Below are 21,146 nucleotides of genomic sequence, written 5' to 3' on the forward strand. Positions count from 1 at the left end.
GTAAACTTTTTGTGAACACACATGCTTATGTTCTGTACTGCCGGAGAATACTGTACGGAGCAGGCTAAGACTTATGCCCGATACTTTGCTTATTGAAAAACGCCGGAAAGGCAGGAAGTATTATCTTCTGTACCTTTATACCTTTGCTCAGAAGGAATGTTCACACCTAAGGAGCCTTAACAGCAAAATGTTAAAGCCTGCATTTCGGGGAACACCGAAATACAGGCTTTTATCTTATCTGTCTGAAACAGTTTTAACTGCATTTTTGCAGCTTCGGGTGATACAGCCAAAGTCAAAAATCACATGAAAAGCTATTATAAAATGGAGCTCACTTGCTGTTACAGTGCAGATCACTTTTTTCAGATCAGATTGTATCTGAAGAAATAATAACTGTAATCGTCCATATCGACATAACTGTCCATATTTATGTCTGCAATAAGCAGACCGCCATAAGGCTGAGCATTGGGATCCTCTAAATGCTGCTTTAATAAATTGGCATCTTTTTTGGTGATAACACCGTCATGATCAAGATCGCCGAGCAGTTCTTCGGGGAGTACGTTTGAACGAAGGAAGGCAGCATTGGTAATAAGCTTATAATCCCACCAGCAGTCATTGTATTTTCCATTGAATTCCTTATCATAAACTGCGTCGCTCACTGCTTCAAGCACTGCGTTTCTGCAAGCCTGAAAATCCATATCTGTACCTTTCAGGTAATCCATTGAGCTGTACCAGATACGCATTCCGACTTCGTCCTCAATGCCCATGTCGTGCATCATATATGCTATATGAGATATGATAGTCGAAGCATAATGGCAGTCTATTTGTTTTTTAGGGTCTTCATTTTCAAGACTTCCTTTACCTTCATATTTCCAGAGGCACGGGTATTGCGGGGAAGCAAGGTTTCTTATGCAGGCGCCTGTGGTACTCTTGTAATACAGATCGTTTCCATTTTTCCATTCAGGTGTATCATCAGCGTATTCAGCCATAATATCGCTGTATGCTTCGTTAAGCGCTGCTGTTTCGATGTTGGAAGAAGAGCCCCAGTTTAATTTTTCATGGCTTACAAGGTGAGTATATTCATGAACGGCAATATCATGGTCTGCCCCCCATGGAGTATAAATATCATCAAATTCTGCGCCAAAAGCAATGGCATTACGTCCGAAAAACGCATAGGCATTGCAAACCGGATAACCGTTTATTTCTCTGAGCTCGGGTATGATACGCAGCTTGGCGCCCCTTCCGTTTGCGCCTTTCCATTTGAATATATCATTATAATAATCGTATGCTCTTTCTATATTGTACATAGTAGCAATTTCAGCAGTATTGTTGTTTAGCTGTAAATAGTGACTTTTACTCGGAACGAATTTACTGAATACATAATCGCCAAAATTGCATCCGCGGTCAAATATGTTTTTGGTTTGTCCATCTTCTATCATATGTACTGATACGTTGTAGTTATGATCGTATTCAGCCCAGAAGAGGTCACTTTGAAGAATGTTGATATTTCTTGTATTATCGCGGAAATAGTATGTACTGGTATTTATGTCATGATAAAGATTGATTCTGAACGGTCCTGCTTTGGGCATATATTCATTATATTCCACATCATGAGGCACTACAGCGCCATCATCGGGCATTGCAGCGTTCTGTACCAGTTTTTCCTCGAAGAGTATTTCTCCGTTCACTGCGTCAACATATATCTTTCCTGTTGTCAGTGTATCTGCGTTGCATTCCCATGCAAGCGAGGTTATATCATCTTCGCCTGTGTAGATGACAAGTCTCGGAGCTGAGCCCGAATAATCCTCACAGGAAGTTTTGGCTATTTCAAGCGCCTGAGCTTCGGATATCTGAGGCTCTGTGCCGATAGAAAAATCTGACTTGTAAGAGTTGTTGAGACACTTAGGTTTGCGTGTGTTCTTATTTACTATCACTGTAACATAAGAGTTCACCATTTCGAGACCTTTGTAATACTGCTTGAATGAATAGATGTCGTTGTAAAGACTGTTGATACAGCTCTCAAATCTGAGATCGCTGTAAGTGTCATCGATGCCGAGCAGATCGGATATCCCGTCAATAACTTTCAAAGCATCGCTGTTCGTATTTACATCTGATTCGGAAAGTATTCCGAATATCTGTGATACCTCATTATTTTCGGTAACTGCGATATCGGGTGTTTCACTGCCGTTTAAGCTGCTCAGCTGTTCAAGGTCTGCTGCTACAGCGTCAGAATCGGTATCGAGACCTATCTCTTCTGCAATAGCGAATCCGTCGTTTACAAGCTGTTCATCAGCATTTGATACCGTGCCTGGAATGATAATGGTGTTACCCGCTAATACACTTACTGAAAGTACGGAAGCTGCGAGTCTGTTAAATCCTTTTTTCATTTTTCCCTCCATGTGTTGCTGTTGATTAATTATTTTACCGCGGTATATATATAGTAACACATATATGTTCATGTGTCTATGCAAATATTGCTGTTTTAAGTGTATCCAGCTCAAAATTAAACCGACTCCGCTTGAATTGCGAAGTCGGTTGTGACTTGATTTTTTTTACTTTTCTTTGCTGTTTCAGAAATGTTTTCAACTGAATTCAATGCTGGTTTGCCAACTGCTTGGACAAATGAAAAAAAGAAAGTTTGGCAATATGATTTAGTGTTTCTCATTGTCTGATGTTTAGCTTTCGGTTTTTATGTTTGAAAATCTGCTTGATACCTCCAAGTGTGGGTGTTATATAATTCAGACATATGCTGCCGGAATTATACTTTCATAAATTACCGAAACCATCAAAAACAAGCCTACGATCAATTCATCGTCGGGATCATATAGCTTCTTCCTTCGTCAAGTCCCCATGCCTTGAACAGGTTATTATAAAAGGTCGGGCGGGCAAAATCGTACTCCATATTCATCTGGAAGAATGAATGCTTCATACCCATGTATTTAAGAGCATTCAACCCCTTTTCAAATTCTTCGAGTTTGTTTGCGGGTACGGACAGTATAACATCATTTTCATTTGTGTTTGCATTTGTAAAATCACCGGGATCAGGGAATGAAACGCGGTATTCTCCTTTGGTAAGGGAGGGGATTATTCCCCACACACATGAATCTATTGCGTCGAACTCGGTCTTCATGGCAGTACCCGTCTGTGTTTTAATACCCATTATCATAGTGCGAAGTTCGGAATTATTGCAGTTTATAACTACTGTATCGGGCATGAATTCGGCTTTACGCAGCGGTGCTGTGAGTATGCCCTTATATTTTCCGTTGGGAAGATGCGGCATTGACTCAATAAACGCAGCGGCTGCATCGGGATCGTTTATGCCGATAACAGGAAGCAGCTCGTTGAATGCGGGAGTACCTTTTTTCAGCTCTACCTGACCGTAGGCGATCAGCGGAGCCCAGCACCAGTGATCCTGCTTCTGCATATATACTGTCTTTCCCTCTCTTCTGGAAAGGGCAAATGCCTGACAAAGCGCAAGATGCTGACCGAAATCGCGCAGCGGATAAATAGCGCCTTCGGGTATTTCTGCTTCATCGCTTATCATTTTAAGCGCCATTGCATCATATCTCTGACCGATAGTGTTTTTCAGCAATTCGGAAATACGTTTGTTTTGTTCCATTGTTTTATGCTCCTTCATTAAGATCAAATAATATCATTTTTGTCGTTCATAAAATTTGTCGTTATGCCGTAAAGGCTATAAGTCAATTATAACCTGATACTGTCACTGATACAAGGAAAAGCTGCATTGCGAAATAAAATTCGGCAATTTATGTATAAATCGCTCCGAAAAGAGTAAAAAATGCCAAATAAATATCTGACAGAACAGCTTTCGCCGCGTATCAGACGTTCACTTATTCTATTCGTATGAAAAAAGCAAAGTGTGACATCTCTTCGCAAAAAAGAACAGTCCCGAAGCTTTGATGCATCGGGACAGTGATATTTGTATACCACAGTAAGGCAGCTGTTACTTGAAATAGAATACCTTGCCCTTTGGACGGAAAGGCAGTCTTGAACCTTCGGGAATGAGGAATGCGTGTTCATGATGCACCTTCAGATCTTGTTCTATGCCTGCATCGGTTATGATAAGGATAGGCCCGTTCTTTGGGAAATCCTTGGCATTTTCCAGCAGATCGACGGCGGGCTGCAATACCGTACCGCCTCTGCCTTTGACAACTACTCTGCCTGCTATATCCTCGGGCGCAGCATATCCGATATCATAAGCCTGTGCGTCACAGAAAACCACTCTTACAAGGGGAACTTCCTTAGCTACGGAATAGCTTGCCGCAGCTCCGAGGGCCTTTCCGATAAGGGTGGGAGACATTGAGCCCGAGGTGTCGATTATTACCGCGTAGGTGCGTGAATACTCGGGGATATCAGCCTTTACCCAGCTCGGTCTCGGTATATCGGGAGTACTGCTCTGCCTGCGGCTCGGACGTGCATAGGTGCGGTGCTTTTCAAGAGGCATGAACCATGTGTCGAACCACTTGGCAAGCTCCACGTCCCACGGGACAGGCGGCATCGAAAGAGCCTTTATCTCTTCTATAAGACCTGCGGGGATATATCCTCTTGAAGTCGAGGTGTGGTACTCCAGACCGCTTCTCAGAGCGCTTTTGCAGAAGTCATCCAGAGAGGTGGCTTTTCCCGTATCGGGAGACCGGCCTTTGTCGATAATATCTCCCTTACCGTAGCCTCTGAAAGTGGAAAGCTTTGAATTTTTGCGGATATCGCCTATCAGTCTGTCGTATATCTCCTCGGCGGACTGATCCTTTAATGTCTCATCATACATAAGACCGTCATGGGGCATTATGCCTATCTGCATCTCGCTGAGCCAGCCGTTTATGACAAAATCGCAGGCGATGTTCCACAGGTAAGGGTCGCGTCCGTTTCGGCGGGCATGGTGCTGCAGGCCTGCATGGAGGTACTCGTGAGCAAGTACGAATTTCCACTCTTCAAGAGTATATCCTGCGGCAGGATTAACATATATCTCTCCGCTTACTACGTCAACGGCGGCGATCTCTATATCATTGAGATCGCTTCTCTGACGAGTCTCGATTATCTTAAATCCCGTGGCAACTCCGCCAAGCAGGGGATAGTGGTTTATGAACCATTCGGCTGCCTTTTCCATTACGGATTTGTGTTTGCCGTCAGATGCGGAGCGGTCGGCAGCTTCATTGATGACGGAGTGTACCGAATCCGCAAGAGCATAGGCGAAATCCGTTATATGATGGTTTTTGCCGTATTTATAGGTAACGGGAGAATCCGTACCGATCATGTCGGGATATTCGCCTGCTGTTCCGAAGACGTTGCTGTCGGCGGAGATATGTCTGTCAACGAGCTGCTCGTATATTTTCAGCTCGCTTGAAGCCGAGCCGTATGTACTGAGCAGGGTCATATCAATATTGCTGCTGCCCAGCTTTACATCTGCAAGAAACCGCGCGATGAAGATATCGCAGGCCATATTCCAGAGAGCGGGGATATAGTCATTTACCCACTTCTGTTTCTGATCGTTTATCTGCTGCCAGTAGCCGGGCATACGTTCTGCGTCAAAGTGTCCGAATGACAGATGAAGCATACAGTGTGCAATGATATATGCCCATTCCTTTGGAGTCCTGTCGCAGTCCTTGTTGAGATACACATAACCCGAGGACGAGACCTTTGCGGGTATATTTTTCCCCAGTGAGCTTTTCGGGACATTGCGTGTGCTGATACGGAGCTTTCCGAACAGCGGATGCTTATCTATAAGCTCAAGGCCGTCAAGGAGCTGCTGCTCGCATTTCGGGATCCTGTCTTCTTTTTTCTTAGCCATATTATTTATCGTTCTTGATAAGTCTCGGCAGGTCGCGGACTATTTCCACCATGAACCATTCGGGCAGTACCTTTCCGTCGTCGGAGGATACTATCATCTGAGCCAGTTCGAGGTTTATGTGGGATAAGTCCTTGATGAGCGCCTTTGCACGGTGAGTGAGGAACTGTGCGTTCTTGTCCATTTTCTGTTTGTCTTCGGGGAGCTCCATAAGCAGCTTTGCGCGGAAGCTCTGTGATACGAAGTAAAGAACATCTCTGTCCTTGGGATCACTGGGGAATCTTGCATCGCCCTTGATTATCTGACTGAGCAGGTCCTTGTTGCTGAGGTTCTTGATGAAGGCAAGGAACAATCCCGCATGGCTTGCAGAAACAGAGCCGTAAGCAAGGACCCTGAGTATACTTTCCGGTACTTCCTTTTCTCCCGCGCCGTAGGCTTTCAGAGCATCGCTGAGCATATCCCATGAACGGGGCGTGGAATATGGCTCCTCGGTTTTTGGCGGTTCCGAGAAAAGGTGATCTGGGCGCTGTGTTATATATTCTATGACCCACGGGTGCAGCTCGTTTTCGTATGCCCAGTTGAGCCACTGCTGCGGGTCGGCTACGAGCTGGACATGGAACATTCTGTTTATGAGTGCGGTAGACATGGTCTTTACGATAGCACCGTCCTGTGAGCGGTTTCCCGCACCGATAACGACGCTGCCCTTGGGAAGGTGGTATTCGCCTATGCGCTTTTCGTGTATGAGGCTGTAAAAAGCCTTCTGCACTTCCTGAGAGCAGGCATTGAGCTCGTCAAGGAAGAGCACATACGGTTCCTTGCGGGCGATCATCTTAGGCGGCATAAATTCTGAAGTTTCTCCCTTTATCTGCGGTATGCCTATGATATCCTCGGGAGCAAGCTGACTTCCGAGGAGTGAAACGCAGGGCAGACCGACATCATCGGCAAATTTCTGTACCAGTGCAGATTTGCCTATTCCGGGAGCTCCCCATATGAAAACAGGTCTGATAGGGGAGAGGTTGAGCAGCAGATTGGATAACTCGTTCTGCGTAACTGTAAATGACAGGTTCATATTTCCTCCGGCAGCTCAGCCTGAGAAGCTGAGCGTATTGATCGTATTTATTGATTTATTGTACCATATACAGAGAAAAAAGTCAATTGCGAAAGCTGTTTCGCATTGTATTTGTTCTTTGATATATCATGCATAAAAACAACTAAGACGGAACATTATGGAAATGCTCCGTCTTATGTTTGGTTTTGGGCATTTTTGCATCAGGATATCAGAACTTCACTATCTCCATATTCATTGTGAGATGCGGAGTTATGGAAAGGGAATGAGTGAATTTGAACTGAAGCTCCTCTACATAATCATTGACCTCGAGCTTGTACACCTGACTTTTATCAAATGTAAGCTGCAATGGTTCTCCGATCTGTTTTCCCTTGTCGTAAACAGTCAGTGTTACGGGATAATTCTTTCCGTAGATATCGTTTTGCGGTACAGTCAGTTCCACATACTTTACAAATCCGAACGGCTTGGACTTTATCATCTTTCCGTTGGTAATGGTTATATAATCATATTCGCTGAGCTGTACTGGCTGTCTGCATTCGGATAATCCCATTACGTTATGAAGATAATCGCCTTTTGGACTGTCAGGGTCATTTGGATCATAGTTCGTATTGTTCCTGAGGTAGAAGTCATAATCATGGTCTACAGTGATGCGGCAGTTGTTCATGCCCAGTCCGCTTGCTGCAGGGATAACGGTTGAGTTGCTGATGAGATAATCCACATTGACATTTGAGCAGTTTACGAATTTTATTTTAGGCTGAATTGTGGTCTCTTTGCTGAAATCACCGTTTATCCTTATGTGGCTGCATTCATAGCAGTTCTCGAATATTGCGTTTATTCCTCCGTATATCGCAAGGAAATTCGGGGAGTTGTTAGCTACCGTGCCGAGATTGCATGATCTGAAAGTTGCAGTAGCTGTGTCCTTCTGAACTGAGGTCGTTCTTATAAGCGAGCTGTTTCCTCTTATCTCAAAGCAGGCACCTATGCAGAGTATATGCGGCGAGTTTGATTCTCCCGCAGAATTAGATCTTTCGGGAGTATTGAGATCAAAGAAGAATACATTGCCGTTATTTGGTATTATCGAACCGCCTGTAATGAAAACATTCGCACCTTTTGCATAATAGAATGCGTCGCCCTGAAAGGATTCTATATCGGTATAATCAAATCTCCAGTCCACAGACTGCGAGCAGTACAGTGTAAACAGCCGGCAGGGATTGTCTTTTGTACCGCACTCCGATATCTTGCAGTATGCAAAAGTGACTTCCGAAAGCATTTCATTTGAATCATAGCAGTTCAGTATCTTATTGCACTGCTGGAACGAACATGAAATAAACTGTAATCTTTGAACTCCGATATCATCGTCAATATTTTTCAGGTCCATGACGGTATTGGTATTGTCGCCGTAAAATTCTATACCGCTGAAGGTAGTGAAAGCGAAAACATTCCTGTTGTCAAACAACACCTTTGCGGTGAAACAGATAGTCGTGCTTTCTCTGCCTGCGCCCGTGACCTCGAACATACCGGAGCGGACCCCGAGGTCGTTATCTATGATCGTATCAGTGATGATATATTTGCCGCTTGGTATAAATATTGCCTTTGTGTGCACCCAGCCGTCAGCTGATCTGAAAGATGCTTCGTATGCGGCTTTGAAAAGCTTGCGGAAGGCGATTGTATCGTCCGAAGTTCCGTCACCCTCTGCGCCGAAATCCTGCGGAGTCAGGTAGCCTGTCATTTCTCCCTCAACTGTGCTTATGTCTGCGCTCTGATCCTGAGGCGGCAGGTATGAAGTTGTCACGACTGACGGATCATTGTTTTTGCCGCTGGTTGAAATGCGCGCGTAGTATGCAAGGATATTTGAAGCGTCAACAGCATCTATCTGACCGTCGCCGTTCATATCGGCAGCCTTTTTCTGACTGTCGGTAAATCCGCCGTCTGAATGTGTGGAGATCTTTGCGTAGTAGGCAAGCACAAGCGATGAATCAACAGCATCGACCATGCCGTTATTGTCCACATCACCATGCTTGTATTCGGCATGCTTTACAGTTGTAGTTGATGATGCAGCAGTAGTAGTAGTAGTAGTTGTTGTTGTCTTGGTCGATGTAGTCGTTGACGAAGCGGCAGTTGATGCAGCTGAAACAGTGCTCTGCTGCTTCTCCGTAAAGTATCCGGGACTTTCGGGAGCGTCTACACGTGCATAAAGGACTCCCGTATTGTTTGGGTCGAATTTTGTACCGTTTCCGCCCACGAGCTCCCTGCATCCGACAAACAGATCGGTACCGCAGTCCTCACTGAACCTGAGAGCTTTGTTTGCAAATATGGTCTTTAATGAAAAGCAGTTTTCAAACATGGACGAACAGCCGCCTGCTGATTCGTTCATGCTCTTGAGACTGTCGGCTGTAAAACCCGAAATATCAAGGGTAGTCAGCGAGGAGCAGTCCCTGAACATTCCGATAGTGCTTAATGCATTTGCGGTATTGAATCCCGAAACATCAAGAGATGTCAATGAGGAACAGCCCTTGAACATATTGAACATATATGTGGCGCTTGATGTGTCAAATCCCGATACATCAATAGTTTTTAGAGATGAGCAGCCCTCGAACATACTGTAGATCGCTCCGACCTTTGATGTGCTGAAGCAGGTCACATCAAGAGCTTCTAGGGACGAGCAGTTCTCGAACATTTTTGACATACCCGTAACATTTGAGGTGTCAAATCCCGAAACATCAAGAGCTGTCAGTGCCGTACATCTGGTGAACATATTGTTCATATCAGTGACCTTTGAGGTATCAAAGCCCGAAAGGTCAAGAGAAGCAAGTGCCGTGCAGCTGCCGAACATAGAATTCATATTAGTTACATTTGCAGTATTGAGACCTGACAGATCGACTGATGTGAGCTGACTGCAATCCTCAAACATTGAACGCATATTTTTTACCTTTGCTGCGTCGGCTTTGCTGAGGTCTATCTTTTCAGCCTTAGAGCCTTTGAAAAGCTCCTCGCAGTTTTCGGGCAGTACAGAGCCCTCGTCCGCGATAATGGTCTTTACCGTTTCGCTGCCCATGTATTCAAACAGATCGTCTGCGTCTATATTTCCGGTTAAAGTCAGCGTACCCGCTGCTTTGTCGAAGGATACTGCTTCAGCGCCCTGTTCTTCGGCAGCAGATGAAAAAAAGACAGGAGAATAGTCCGATACCCTTGCTGCACCGCATGATAATGCAAACGCAGAGAGGGCAGCGATTATCTTTTTGTGGTCCATTAATTTATACCTCTTTCCGAAATCTCAGATTATTCTGATAGAATGTCCCGATCGCATGATGCCGATGACAACGAGCCCGCAGCGGCATTTTTTTAGATATTTATAAGTGAAGCTTATCAGGACATCGTTCTCTTATATTATCATAATTTGCCTTTAAAGTCAATGCCAAAAGAAAAATAGCTTCCGATCGGAGCAGTATTTACGTACAGCATCCTTTATGCAAGCGGCAGTGTGCGGCTAATGGCACCCGGTATACATCAAAGCTCCAAAATACACAGATGGATTATTGACTTTGTTGAATTAATATGGTACAATATAACAGATGATATATTTATTGATCACATAGTGTTTTTGATAGTTTATCTCGTCAGATTCTCCATTTAAACCTTAAAGTTACGATAAGGAGAAAGATATTATGGGAATGATGGATTTCTTAAAGGTCAGCAAAGGGATCGCAAATAATATTCATTTTGAGAGCAAAACACTGGGTACGGGTTTTTATTCGGGACACGTCGATGCCTCAAGAAAGCCTCACGGACACGGAGTTTTCGTAAACAGCCTTGATATTGAGTATGACGGCGAATGGCAGAACGGAAAGCTTTGCGGATTCGGCAAAAAATACGCAAAGGGTTATTATGATATGCTTAACAGCGTCGGTGACGAAACAAGCAAATCCCTTACGTATGCAGGCGATTTCAAAGATGACAGATTTCATGGAAAAGGACAGGAGTTCAGTCAGACGGGAAAGACATTATACGACGGCGAGTGGGAGGACGGCTGGAAAAGCGGAGAGGGCACCGAATACTACGAAAACGGCCGTATAAAGTTCAAAGGCACATGGAACAGGGGAAGATACCACGGTAAAGGTGTGTATACCTGTGAGAACGGCAGCGTTATCGAAGGCGAATGGAAAGACGGACTCCTTGAGGGAGAAGCAACTCTTTCAGACCGTGACGACTGCGTATACAAGCGTGTATATAAAAACGGCGAAATGGTCAGCGAAAAGCTGATAAGCGGAACTCCGAAACCGTCTCCCGATGCTAAAAGAGTAATAAAGTTTGAAAACGGCACCTATGAGGGAGAAGTCGGTTTTACGGGCAAAATGCACGGCAAGGGAGTCTTTTCCTACACCAACGGAAATAAATACGAGGGCGGCTTCAAGGAGGGTGTCAAGCACGGCCACGGAGTATTCACATGGGCTAACGGCGATGTGTACGACGGCGGCTTTGAAAATGACGTGAGAAGCGGCAGCGGAGTTTTTACGTCCCACAGCGGCAGCAAATACGACGGCGAGTGGAAGGACAACCTCAAGAATGGCAGCGGCATTTTCTGTTACAGGAACGGAGACAGATTTGAAGGGGAGTACTCCAACAGTCTCAAGCAGGGACACGGCATTTACTATTTCAGAAACGGCAATGTTTTTGAGGGCGAATGGCAGAACGACCTGCGCTGCGGAGAGGGTACCCTCACCTGTGCCGACGGCAGCAGAAAACGCCAGAAATGGGACGGCGACAAGCTCATAAGCGAGGAAAAAATTTAGATATCACATATAAACTGTAAGGACCGCCTTTTGCAAAGCATTGGGCGGTCCTTTGTTATTGCAGAACAGTTACGCCTATGGTAAGGTATGCTGCGAAAACGGTCCACAGGAGGTAGGGGATATTCAGATATGCAGCTGTTTTGTTTATACGCAGGAACGAAACTATCATAGCTGTTATGAGTATCAGCATGATGATGACCACAGCTGACGCTCCCCTCAGCGATTTAAGTCCGAAGAATACTGGAGTCCACAGGAAGTTCGCAAAAAGCTGAAGCCCGTACAGCAGGATAGCTCCTTTTCTGCGGCGGTCATTGCTTTCCCATATAAGATAAGCCGATACTCCCATAAGCGCGTACAGGATGCTCCACATCACGGGAAAGAGCCATGCAGGCGGAGCAAGGGGCGGCTGCTGAAGAGTATCGTAATAGGCGGAAAAATTGCCGCCCGATATCAGTGCGGACAAAGCTCCCACAAGCTCTGTTCCGACTATCCATATAATAAGGTCAGTCCATTTGATCTTCATTTTTATCACCCTTTCGGTATAGTATATGCCGCATAAATGTGCGGTATTCATTTTATGTCAAAAAAGAACTTATTTGAAATATATTGACATCTTCCCGAAATATTGCTATATTGTAAGTAACAGATACCGAGCGTGAAAATTTTTTTGTAAAACACTTAGTGTTTCTGCACATTTCATTCGTCTAATATACAGATGGAATAAACAGCCGAAAGCAGTGAAAAGAAATAAATACGGAAAGGGAATCGGGCATTAAATAAAGGAGAGTGTTTTTATGAAAAAGAGAATATTGTCGTTTATTATGTCTGCGGTATTGACTTCGTCGCTGATAAGCGTTCCGAGCGCTTTTTCTGATAATACCGTGGAATACGGAACTGTTATTGTCAGCGTTATCGACGAAGAAACAGGTGAGTTGTATTATGATGAAAATGACATTACATCTGTTTCCTTTTTTAGAACTCCTTTGGACTTCCCTGAAGAGGGGCAGTTTGGGGGAACGATACAGATCGAGGAATGGAATATTGGTCAAAGCAATCCTCATGTAATTGAACAAGTCGAAACAAATTACAGCTATACACTGAACTATAGCATGATGTTTTTTAATACGCAATATGCAGTTGATGTTGAAAAAATACCTGAAACAACATTTGATTATTTATCTTCCGAGCCAAAAGAAATCAAGATGTATATTAAAAAGAATAAATCGACAGAACAAAAGCTCTCCAAACAAATGACACTTGACGATGTAGTTGAGTTGTCAAAAAAGGGCGGCGAGTTTACGTGGGCGGACTTTGAAGCCTACAGCGGCAGAAAGTGCGGTACTCCTTTCGATATGCTTGCGTATATATACGAAATTGATGAAGGCTATTATCTCTTTGTAAGCGGAGCAGTTGACGGAGCTCCCGACCAAGTTAAGCTCTGCCACTATAACGAACATATCAGCGTTGACGTACTTACAGGCGATGTGGAAGCTTTCATTGCTGAAAATTCAAATTATGAGCTGCCTGATATCGGATATACTTTTGACGAGATATATAATATGACCGAAGATGAGGTAAGAGTAGTATTTAACGAAAAAGGTCTCACCAATACCGAAAAGTATCATGTATATCCGCAGAGAAACGGAAATACTGCTGTAGATAATAATTCCATGACTGTCTTGCTTTATCCTGAAAATTACATGATAAATCTTACCGATCATGAGCTTGTAACTCATGTAACAGACATGAACGATCAGGACAAGCTGTTCAAAAACAGCGATATCATATGGGACAGAGAAAAGGTCAGGAAATCTCTCGGACTGCCAAAGGAATATTTTTATTTTGAGGATGTGTCATCTATGGGAGTGACAAAGAGTGCTCACGAGGGAGAAGATCCTGATATCAGAAAGTACTGCCAGTGCAGTATCAGGTGCACATCGGAGGACAAGGATAAGATAGCAGACCTTCGCCGTGCTGCGCTTAATTACATTCAGCTCAATCCTGATTTTGCTCTTGTTTATCCTGAGACTTATGGCGGCGCAGATATAACAGTTCCTGCGGCAACTCTCCAAGGCGATGTGAACTGTGACAATGAAGTTGATATGGCAGATGCTGTGCTCATTATGCAGGCACTTGCAAATCCTAATAAGTATGGCATAGACGGAACAGCCGAGAGACATCTTACCGAACATGGTAAACTCAACGGAGATATGAACGGCGACGGACTGACTGTCGGCGATGCACAGGCAATACAGCGGAAACTGCTTGGTTTAGACGAAAAATCATCAGACCTCGAAGCATTAAGAAAACAATTATCCGATTTCTTTGCCGCAGAAAAGATAGACTATACAGTTATCCCAAAGAACAAAATGCCTGAGCAGTTCGCGGATAAGTATGTATTCATAAAGGTCAATACCGCTGACACAAGCTATGCAACCCGTTATAGTGTGTTTTTGAAAGAAAATAACATCGACAGCAGTCTGATAAAGTCTATCCCATACAAAATAGACAGTGATACAGAACTCAACAAGATAAGAGAGCTGCTGTACTGCTATATACTTGAAAACGATATCCGCGCAAGCGTTGACCCTACCAATGAAGAGGAAGATTTAAAGAACAAGACTGTTATGGTAAAATACGCTGATTCTTCAGAAACGTGCTCGCAGTTGGAAGCTTTTCTTGAGGAGAATAATATTGATCCTGATTTGGTTGAATTTTGGTCAGTTGAATAAAATCATATATGAGAAAGCTCCGCAGATGCGGAGCTTTTTTAATAATAAATCTATTGACAATATACCGATTAAATGTTAGATTATTAATAAGCAAAAACCATTCTTACATAATTTTATATTTTAACGTAAAAACAGCTTAGTGTTTTTCCGCACTCGTTACGTCTAATATGTAAAGAGCGCAGAACCAGATGCGAAAGGAGTCCATACATGGATAACGGTGAAAGTAGCTACCGCCGTTTCCTTGCAGGTGATGACAATGGTATGGTCGAGATCGTCCGCGAGTTCAGGGACGGTCTTATGCTGTATCTGCGTAGTTATACCGAGGATATCAATGCAGCCGAGGACTGCGTACAGGATACCTTCATCAGGCTCGCTGTCAAAAAGCCGAAATTCAGCGGCAGGAGCACTTTCAAGACATGGCTTTACACTATCGGAAGGAATATCGCGATCGACAATGTGAGAAAGTCCCGCAGACACAGGGGAGTTTCCCTCAGCGAATGTGCTGTCCTTGCAGACGAAGCCGACCTTGAACAGAGCTATCTTGTCAGCGAGCAGAAGATAAACCTCCGTCATGCGATATGCAGGCTCAGAGAGGAGTATCAGCAGGTGCTGTACCTGACCTATTTTGAAAGCTTCAGCAATGAAGAGACTGCAAAGATCGTCGGTAAATCCAAAAAACAGATAGAAAATCTCCTGTATAATGCAAGGAAGGCACTTAGGACAGAACTTGAGAAGGGGGGCTTCGATTATGAAAACATATGAAGAAATGGCGAAATATGTACTTGAAGTCCGCGATGAACATGATAAAAAGAAAAAGCACAGGATAACTGCAGCCAAAAGAGTTATCCCTGCGGCAGCAGGAGCATTCTGCGCTTTTATCATCGGCTTTGGCATATTCAAAGGCTATAACCGCCCCGATACACTTCCTGTCCATGATAATATAATAGAAAGCGAAACCACGTCTGCACAGGTCACGACCCTGTCGCAGACCACAAATAAATCAGGGACAGCCCTGACCACAGCTGCGGCTTCGGCTGAAAAGAGCACCTCGAAAACGGCTGTGTCGGAGACAAAGTCCACCACTGTAAAAACAGAGGTTACTTCCGTGACATCTTCAAATCAGACTTCTGCTGTAACATCATCGGCAGCGGAGCACACAACAGCGGCAGCTTCTTCAACAGCTCCAACGACTGCTCCGACTACCACTTACACAACAGTGACTACTCTGGAGACCACTACTACTGCAATAGGCGGCGGAGGAGGACTTTCGGGCGATAGTCAGCACGATTTCCCTGGAGGAATGGGCGGCGGCAGTGCAGGCGGAGAGGGTAACGGAGGTTACGCAGGCGGTGCTACAGGCGGCGGTGCAGGCGGAGACGGCAACGGCGGTTACGCAGGCGGTGGTTATGCAGGCGGCGGCACAGGCGGCACAGAAGAAGAGCACTGGTCACAGCTTACCATCAATCACCGCTACTATTACGCCTTTATTGACGGATATGAAGATGTCTATGTCAACGGCTACATGATACCGTCAGACATAGTCGGCAGCTGGATAGGCGAAGCGGAAATGGAGAGCCAGACCTTCATTGACGGTTATATAAAAAAGTGCAGCGCCGAAGTATATTCTATAAACGGTTACAGCGACAAGGAAGTCGTTGCGATAAAGTTCAAGGGTCATGATGAGTATTATCTGTACTGTAAAATAAATACGGATATTTACGAGTTAATGAAAAAAATACCCCCGCACCAGTGATCTTATAATGAAAGGATGGTTTTTATGAGAAAATCCCGAAAAATTATTGCTGCACTGATGGCAGCAGTAATGACAGCGACCTCGTCAGCATTGACCTTTACAAATGCAGACACCGTAAACAGTGATACCATGGAGTTCACCACGGTATCCGATGAAGAAGCCGATGAGATACGTCAGCTTATTTCGGATTATATTGCAGAGAACAACAAAAACGCATGGGTCCTGAGCAAGGATGAAACACCCTCGGGCATAGTGCTTGTAGGCTACAATGTCAAGGATGAACAGACAGCCATTGATATTTCAAACTATGCCAATGAAAAGGGAATACCACAGGTCATAAGCTTCGTTCAGTATGATCATGACCTCGGCGAGAAAGACACTGACCTTGATAACATATCATGGACTCTTTCGTATTTTATCTCAGATAACAGGGTCGCCGCAAGAGTTGTTCCGAAGTCTGCCCTGCTTGACGGTGTGTCGGAAAAGTATGTATATGTAGAGTATGCTCCCGACAGCGCCGATGCTGTAAATGCAATTAAAGAGTACAGCAAAAAATGCGGTTTTGATGCCGACCTTATCAGGTTCGGAGAAGTTGGAACATTTTCAAAGCCCCTGAATAAAGTTGAAGGCTATACCTTTTACGAGTTCAGCAAGCTTACAAAGGAAGAAACAGAAGCCCTTTTTGAAGAAAAAGCAAAGATAAAGACAGATGGCTTCAGAGTATGGACAAAGGAAGTTTTAAATAATGAAGGCGGAGCAGTAAAAATACTGTTCGAGCTAAACCCTTACGAAAAAAAGACTGATGACGTTACGAGTCGTGACGCCGTATATCGTTGGGACGATGACAAGCTCAGGGAAGAGCTTGCACTCCCCGAGGAAATATTTGATATCAGGCAGATGGATATTATTACATTGAACGGCAGCCAATATGCCAGGATCGCCATTAACCCCAAGGTCGATGACAGGGATAAAGCCTTGGAGCTTCTGGCAGCAGCTCTGAATTTTGTACAGCTCAACAAATACTACAACAGTTACGATATTGAGTATTCCGGCGCAGGCGGCGACAAGACAATCGGATCACATCATGATCTTATAAGCGGCGACGTAAACTGCGACGGCGCAGTAGATATGGCAGATGCAGTGCTTATAATGCAGGCACTTGCAAATCCCGACAAGTACGGCATAAACGGCACAGCCGAAAATCATCTTACGGAACAGGGCAGGCTCAACGGCGACTTCAACGGCGACGGACTCACAGTAGGCGACGCGCTGACGATACAGAAAAAGCTTCTCGGCTATGATATAACCGAAGGACAGGACGCGGCAGCTCTGCTCGGTCTGAAAGACAGCAAGGTAAAAAGTGCTGTTGTAACGGGCATGATTGGCACGAAAAAGTATAGCTTTGAAGGTGAAAAGGCTCAGGCTGTAGTCGATTATCTTAAATCTCTGCACCTCGTAACCAATTTCTCCGAAAATCCCGATGAGTATAACGGCGGAGGCTGGACTATCGACCTTGAATACGAGGGCGGAGATACTGTAACTGTATGGCATAATGCAAATATGTTCATCAGAAATCCTTTGAAGCCGTGGTACAGAATGGATTATGAAGAAGCCTTCAGCTTTGATAATCTGCTGTTTGAGCTTGATAAGCAGTCAACAGAATGTTATCCTGCTATGATAATGGTGAACGGCACTCTTTACAAGCAGTCGGACGTGAGCTTTACGGGAGATTTCTCGAAGTATACCGCAAAGAAGGTCACTTCCTTCGTAAAGAGCGGAACTCCGCAGAAGGACGGCGAGACCAATTTCGATAACGACTGCGATGCCGAATATATTGAGCTTGACGACGGAACTATCGCATTGAAAGATGGTCTGAACTGCTTTATATTCAAGCCGATGAACGATCCATCACTGGGCAGCGTCCGTCTTGACGATAAGGTAAGCGTACAGGCAGCCGAGGGCAAGACAGTAGATGAAAAGTTTGCGGCCGCAGAGATGAAATTGGGAGTAGAGCTCCTGAAAAAGGGCTTTGATCCCACCAAAAAAGATGAGGAGAATATGCTTATATCCCCGATGTCAATATCGGCAGCTCTTGCAATGACAGCAAACGGCGCTGACGGCGAGACACTCAGGGAAATGGAAAATGTTATCGGAAGCGGACTTACTCTTGACCAGATCAACGAGTACATGGCTTACTATATGAACAATCTTCCCGACAACGAAAAGGAAAAGGTATATCTTTCCGATTCTATCTGGTTCAAGGACAAGGAGTCCTTCAAGGTATATGACGAATTCCTTGAAAAGAACAAGAAGTACTACAATGCCGAGCTGTATAAAGCTCCGTTCAACAATGACACCGTTGATGACATAAACGGCTGGGTAAGCGACAACACCAAGGGTATGATACCGGGTATTCTCGATAAGGGCGCACTTGATCCCACCGCAAATGAGGAAATGCTCATGATGCTTATAAATACCCTTTATTTTGAGGCAGACTGGCAGGTACCCTACGAATGGGCACCAAAGGGAGAGTTCACAGATATCAACGGCAATAAGCGCACTATCGAAAGACTTGGAAGCAAGGAGCGCGAGTACTTCGACCTCGGCGACGCCGACGCTTTCAAGAAGCCCTATGCAGGCGGCAATTACAGCTTTGTGGGAATACTTCCGAAGGAAAATGATATCGTTGAATACGTAAAGAACCTTGACGCCGAGAAGCTCCTTGCGGGACTCAGCGAGTGCGTAGATCCCGATTCTATCGACCTCTACACAATGATACCGAAGTTTGAGTATGACTACAGCAAGAAGCTGAACGACATACTTGAGGAAATGGGTATGCCCGCAGCCTTCAGTCCTGCCCATGCCGACTTCTCAAAGATAAACGATCTGTCCGTTGAGGGAGCCGATCCGCTGTATATATCCACTGTACTCCACAAGACAAAGATAGAGGTCACGGAGACAGGTACAAAGGCAGCTGCCGCAACAGCAATAGGAATGGCAGGCGGAGCTATGTATATCCCGAAGAAGGAAGTTTACGTATATCTCGACAGACCTTTCGTGTACATGATAGTCGATAAGAACAACGTACCCTTATTCATGGGCGTAGCAACTCAGCTTGGTGACCTGCAATAAAAAATGTAAATAGTAAAAAACAGGACGGAGTTGATCCGTCCTGTTCTTGTATGCAGGGGCGGATATTATCCGCCCGAATTTTATTTATCAGCCGTCAGCATTTCGTAGGTGACACCGTATTTTTCGGCGATATCCTTAGCATAGGACAGTCCCTCGGGGGGAGCTATCTCCACCTTGAACGACCGCTTGCCGTCGTCGCTTTTAACGACGAGAGAAGCCGCTTTAAAGCTGCTGCTTTCGCTGTTGAGCTCGCCGATATCCGAGGCAAGCTTGTGCATATGGGTGTTGTAAATAGTTCTTACGCCCTTTTTCATAAGTGCTCTTACGGAGTCCTTTGCGATGTAGAAGCCTTCCTCGAAAGAAGTAGTCGAGAACGTCTCGTTCAGCAGGACAAGGCTTTCGCCTGTAGCCTCGGAGTATATCTCCTTGAATCTCACACATTCCTCGCCGAGTCTGCCGAGGTCGAGAGTTTTATCCTCATCGGCAGGGAAATGGGTATATATGCAGTCAACGGGCTTGTAGGCGAATGATGAAGCGGGTACTGATATACCGCCCTGTGCGAGCACGAAGAGAAGTCCCACAGCCTGAGTTATGGTAGTTTTTCCGCCGCGGTTTGCACCTGTGAGTATGTAGAGATTATGCTCTCTGTCGAAGCCGAGATCGTTGCAGACCAACTCGCCGCTGCTTTCTAAACTCAGGGCAAGTCTGAGGTTATAGAGCTCCCTTGCGTCCATTGATACGTCAGCCTTTTCCGAGATCTGAGCCTCGCATACACTGAAGCCCTTTCCTTTGAGCTTTTCGATAAACTCCGCGAACTTAATATAATACATGAACTCGGGAATGACATTGGATATATCCACGATAGCGATATCAGCGTATTCGGTGAGGACGTTCCTGAGCTTTCTTATTACAGAGCCCAGCATTTTGTTCAGGACCTTGTCAAGGTAGAAGGTAGCCCCTGCGGAATCATCATTATTTATGTTCTGTACTATAGTAGACCTTATCCTGCCGTCCATAAGAGGAGTTTTGGCTATAGTAAGCATACCGCTGATATTTTCGATGAATTTGGCAGCACTTTTGCTGTTTTCCTTATCCACATGATGATAGTGCATATCGCCGTCCCAATCGGTGCTGTCCCGAATTTTGTCCTTTTCGGAAATGGCATCGGCGAAGTTGCTGACTATATTGGACTTTTTGAAGGGCTTGCTGTTTACTGAAACAAGTCCGAGACTGACGGCTTCAAAGCTTGAATTTACGTTTACTCCGAGAGTGACGCTCTGTATCACAGAGGTTTTTTCTTTAAGCTCTGCAATGTCCTTTTTCATAGCCTGGAAGCGTGCCTCATCATAGAGCATATCGAGATAGCTCCTGAAAGCGATAAGTCCCTCAGACTTTATATCCGCATTGGAAAGACATTCTCTCATCAATTCCACGCATTTTATATAGCCACTCAGCTCATCGAGTCTGTGCATGAGGAGCCAGAAGCCTGTTTTCTCATCGGTCTCCATACTGCCCGAGTTGAAAGTCCTGATATATTCTATCCTGTCAAAGAGGTCGGTAAGCTGTTTCCTGAGCTCGGGAAGCCGCAGTATATCCGCAAATACCTTTTGTCTGAAAAAAGCGGTATCCGCGTCAGAGGTCATATTTGAAATAATGTTCATGATTATGTTCTGTTCTCTTTTGTCAAGGGAAAGCTCACGGCAGAGTATATCAAGTCCGAGGTCATGGCAGGTCGTTTCCGAGAGCTGTTTGTAGGTCACATTATCCTGCTTGGGGAAAAGAATACTGAATCTCTTGTTTGTATTCATATCTCTTATGCCTCCTTTTTACGTATGTCTTTCCCCGCCGCAGACGTGGAAAGACATAATACATT

At 44.9% G+C, this 21,146-nt stretch carries 12 protein-coding genes; 5 read left to right on the plus strand and 7 right to left on the minus strand.

Annotated elements, in window-relative coordinates; all coding sequences use genetic code 11:
• Positions 1 to 359: 359 nt before the first annotated feature.
• The 5 genes from Q0R37_RS07575 to Q0R37_RS07595 all read right to left on the minus strand — a co-directional run bounded on the left by Q0R37_RS07575 (position 360) and on the right by Q0R37_RS07595 (position 10,116).
• The gene (locus tag Q0R37_RS07575) at positions 360 to 2,384 is read right to left on the minus strand and encodes a M4 family metallopeptidase (protein WP_294753002.1); all 2,025 of its coding nucleotides are present in this window, start codon (positions 2,382 to 2,384) and stop codon (positions 360 to 362) included.
• Positions 2,385 to 2,800: 416 nt separating this feature from the next.
• Positions 2,801 to 3,616 carry a DUF169 domain-containing protein gene (locus Q0R37_RS07580; protein WP_294753005.1) on the minus strand — a complete coding sequence of 272 codons (816 nt, stop codon included), beginning with the start codon at positions 3,614 to 3,616 and terminating at the stop codon, positions 2,801 to 2,803.
• Between the two features lie 345 nt (positions 3,617 to 3,961).
• Positions 3,962 to 5,803 carry a hypothetical protein gene (locus Q0R37_RS07585; RefSeq protein WP_294753006.1) on the minus strand — a complete coding sequence of 614 codons (1,842 nt, stop codon included), beginning with the start codon at positions 5,801 to 5,803 and terminating at the stop codon, positions 3,962 to 3,964.
• Position 5,804: 1 nt separating this feature from the next.
• Complete coding sequence (locus Q0R37_RS07590; protein ID WP_294753007.1) at positions 5,805 to 6,869, minus strand: MoxR family ATPase; 1,065 nt, start codon at positions 6,867 to 6,869, stop codon at positions 5,805 to 5,807.
• Between the two features lie 208 nt (positions 6,870 to 7,077).
• Positions 7,078 to 10,116: a BspA family leucine-rich repeat surface protein gene (locus tag Q0R37_RS07595; RefSeq protein ID WP_294753009.1), complete on the minus strand. Its 3,039-nt coding sequence runs from the start codon at positions 10,114 to 10,116 to the stop codon at positions 7,078 to 7,080.
• A gap of 415 nt (positions 10,117 to 10,531) precedes the next feature.
• Here Q0R37_RS07595 and Q0R37_RS07600 point away from each other — a divergent pair, with 415 nt between their 5' ends.
• Entirely contained in the window at positions 10,532 to 11,656 is a 1,125-nt protein-coding gene (locus Q0R37_RS07600) for a hypothetical protein (protein WP_294753011.1), read from the plus strand.
• Between the two features lie 55 nt (positions 11,657 to 11,711).
• Here the strand turns inward: Q0R37_RS07600 and Q0R37_RS07605 are convergent, their stop codons facing one another.
• Positions 11,712 to 12,179 carry a TspO/MBR family protein gene (locus Q0R37_RS07605; RefSeq protein ID WP_294753013.1) on the minus strand — a complete coding sequence of 156 codons (468 nt, stop codon included), beginning with the start codon at positions 12,177 to 12,179 and terminating at the stop codon, positions 11,712 to 11,714.
• Positions 12,180 to 12,450: 271 nt separating this feature from the next.
• Here Q0R37_RS07605 and Q0R37_RS07610 point away from each other — a divergent pair, with 271 nt between their 5' ends.
• The 4 genes from Q0R37_RS07610 (at position 12,451) to Q0R37_RS07625 (ending at position 19,273) form a co-directional block, all read left to right on the plus strand.
• Positions 12,451 to 14,388, plus strand: a complete 1,938-nt coding sequence (locus Q0R37_RS07610) for a dockerin type I repeat-containing protein (RefSeq protein ID WP_294753015.1) — start codon at positions 12,451 to 12,453, stop codon at positions 14,386 to 14,388.
• A gap of 207 nt (positions 14,389 to 14,595) precedes the next feature.
• Positions 14,596 to 15,150, plus strand: a complete 555-nt coding sequence (locus Q0R37_RS07615) for an RNA polymerase sigma factor (RefSeq protein WP_294753016.1) — start codon at positions 14,596 to 14,598, stop codon at positions 15,148 to 15,150.
• A complete protein-coding gene (locus tag Q0R37_RS07620; protein ID WP_294753018.1) occupies positions 15,137 to 16,141 on the plus strand; it encodes a hypothetical protein in 1,005 nt (334 codons plus the stop codon). The genes Q0R37_RS07615 and Q0R37_RS07620 overlap by 14 nt, the downstream gene beginning before the upstream one ends.
• A 24-nt stretch (positions 16,142 to 16,165) precedes the next feature.
• Positions 16,166 to 19,273: a serpin family protein gene (locus Q0R37_RS07625; RefSeq protein WP_294753020.1), complete on the plus strand. Its 3,108-nt coding sequence runs from the start codon at positions 16,166 to 16,168 to the stop codon at positions 19,271 to 19,273.
• 80 nt (positions 19,274 to 19,353) lie between these two features.
• On the opposite strand, the gene Q0R37_RS07630 is transcribed toward Q0R37_RS07625, so the two are convergent.
• A complete protein-coding gene (locus tag Q0R37_RS07630) occupies positions 19,354 to 21,081 on the minus strand; it encodes a DNA mismatch repair protein (RefSeq protein ID WP_294753022.1) in 1,728 nt (575 codons plus the stop codon).
• Positions 21,082 to 21,146: the final 65 nt, after the last annotated feature.

This window comes from uncultured Ruminococcus sp. (assembly GCF_946415235.1).
In the GTDB taxonomy this organism is placed as follows: Bacteria; Bacillota; Clostridia; order Oscillospirales; family Ruminococcaceae; genus Ruminococcus.